The following is a 2,565-nucleotide window of genomic DNA, read 5'->3' as shown; positions in this document are numbered from 1 at the left end:
ACGGCCCGCGGTGAAATGGTCATGGAGCAACCATCAGCAGACACGCTAAAGGTGATTCTTTCCGGGCACTGGAAGCTGGGCGGTGAACTGCCCGGGGCCGATAAGGTTCAGCAAACGCTCGAAGGCAGGCCGGGGGTTCGTAACCTGGTCTTCGACACCCGGGAGCTGGCCCATTGGGACAGCGGGCTGTTGACCTTCCTGATAAACTTGGGCACTCTCTGCTCCCGGGAAAAAATTCGCCTGGACAGCGACGGACTGCCCCCAGGAGCGAAGAGGCTGTTGGAATTGGCCTCGGCGGTGCCGGAAAAGAAAGATGCCCGCCAGGCGGAGGCGCGGGTGTCGTTTCTCTCCTATTTGGGCAACGAAACCGTCGATCTGTTCCGATCTGCAGGTGAAATGCTGGAATTCCTCGGCGATACGGTCATTGCCATTCAGAGGCTGCTGCGCGGCAAGGCCCAGTACCGCCGCGCCGATCTGGGCTTGATCATGCAGGCCTGTAGCGCCCAGGCGTTGCCCATCGTCTCCCTCATCTGTTTTTTGGTGGGGTTGATTCTGGCATTTATCGGCGCCATCCAGTTGCAGCTGTTCGGGGCCCAAATTTATGTGGCCGATTTGGTGGGCATTGCCATGGTGCGCCTGATGGCGGCGATTATGACCGGCATCGTCATGGCCGGCCGCACGGGAGGGGCCTTTGCCGCTCAGCTGGGGACCATGCAGGTAAACCAGGAGATCGATGCCCTGAAAACCCTGGGCATTTCACCCATGGAGTTTCTGGTGCTGCCGCGCATGCTGGCCCTGGCGCTGATGATGCCCCTGCTGTGTCTTTATGCCAATGTCATGGGCATACTGGGGGGTATGGTGGTGGGGGTGGGGATGCTCGATATCGGCTTTATACAATATTATAACGAGACGGCGAAGGCGGTTAATCTCTGGAATCTGGGCATCGGCCTTTTTTCCGGCTGCGTCTTCGGCGTGATTGTGGCTCTGGCCGGCTGCATGCGGGGCATGCAGTGCGGCCGCAGCGCTTCGGCGGTGGGTGACGCGGCCACGTCCGCAGTGGTCACCGCCATTGTCGGGATCATCCTCTCCACCGCGGTGATCACCATTCTGTGCAACATGCTGGGGATATGAGGGAATGCCAATAGAGCCTCAGGATAAAATAAAAATGACTGAAAAAGAAGCCCACATAACTGTGCGCGATCTCACCATGGCTTATGGTGATTTTGTCCTCATGAAGGATCTGACCTTTACCATCAACCGGGGGGACATCTTCATCATCATGGGGGGCAGCGGGTGCGGTAAGAGCACCATGATGACCATTTTAATCGGCTTGAAGGCCCCGGCCAAGGGTAAGATCTTTTATGGAGAGGTCGATTTCTGGGGAGCCGATCAACAGACCCGCGACCGGATCATTCGCCGTGCCGGGGTGATGTACCAGAGCGGGGCGCTCTGGAGCTCCATGACCCTGGCCGAAAATATCGCCCTGCCCCTGGAGACCTATACGGATTTAAGCCCGGGCCAGATTCGTGAGGTTGTCAAACTGAAACTGGCGCTGGTGGGGATGGCTGGATTCGAAGAGTTTTATCCCTCTGAGATCAGCGGCGGGATGCAGAAACGGGCCGGTATAGCCCGGGCCATGGCCCTCGATCCGGAAATCCTGTTTTTCGATGAGCCTTCCGCCGGGTTGGACCCGGTGAGCGCGCACCGCCTGGATGACCTGATCCTGGAACTGCGTGAGAGCCTGGGCACCACCATGGTGGTGGTAACCCATGAGTTGGCCAGCATATTTGCCATTGGCAGCAATTCCGTATTTCTGGATGTATCCAAAAGAACCATGACGGCCACGGGCAACCCCAACCAGCTTTTGGCCGAAACCCAGGATCCCAATTTGCGCATGTTTTTAACCCGTGGCGAGAAATCTTAACCTAGAGGACGAACACAGATGGCTAAGCAAGCAAACAGAATGATGATCGGCGGTTTCGTGGTCCTCGCAGTGGTCCTCATGGCCGCCAGCCTGGTCGTATTCGGTTCGGGCAAATTCTTCCAGAAAACCAACAAATACGTTTTGTACTTCAATGAATCCGTCAAGGGGTTGAGTGTGGGCGCACCGGTGCTGTTCCAGGGCGTCCCGGTGGGGTCTGTGACAGGCATTACTCTCCAAGCCGACCTTGTTAAGATGAAGACACAAATCCCCGTTATCATCGACATCGATCCGAACCGATGGCAGGTGCGCGCCGGAGAAAGAGATTACCAGAAAACTGCGGGGAAGCTCATCGAAATGGGCCTTCGGGGTCAGCTGATTATGCAGAGTTTTATTACCGGTCAGTTAATGATCGAGCTTGATTTTTATCCCAAGTCAGCCGTCTGCTATGCTCCAGCAAAAATCGACAAAGACTATAAAGATCATATCGTGATTCCAACCTGTGCGTCCACCAGCGAACGGCTGTCCAGCGCCTTTGATAAGCTGGATCTCGAGGGGCTGAGAAAGAAGTTGGAATCAACCATGGCCGGGGTTGACCGGCTCGTCAACAACCCGGACTTGGCCGTCAGCATCCGGGCCCTGAA

General features: G+C 56.5%; 3 protein-coding genes. All 3 read left to right on the top strand.

The window, feature by feature from the left end; genetic code table 11:
• Window positions 1-1,131 (top strand): ABC transporter permease (locus tag WC600_19285; GenBank protein MFA4904871.1); only part of this gene is annotated, 1,131 nt, incomplete at its 5' end.
• A 34-nt stretch (window positions 1,132-1,165) separates the two neighbouring features.
• Entirely contained in the window at window positions 1,166-1,924 is a 759-nt protein-coding gene (locus WC600_19280) for an ATP-binding cassette domain-containing protein (GenBank protein MFA4904870.1), read from the top strand.
• A gap of 18 nt (window positions 1,925-1,942) precedes the next feature.
• A partial coding sequence (locus WC600_19275; GenBank protein MFA4904869.1) for an MlaD family protein occupies window positions 1,943-2,565 on the top strand: 623 nt, incomplete at its 3' end.

Source organism: Desulfobaccales bacterium, from assembly GCA_041648175.1.
Lineage (GTDB): Bacteria > Desulfobacterota > Desulfobaccia > Desulfobaccales > 0-14-0-80-60-11 > 0-14-0-80-60-11.
The sequence above is the reverse complement of the archived record's forward strand: the minus strand, read 5'-3'. Positions and strand labels throughout refer to the sequence as shown.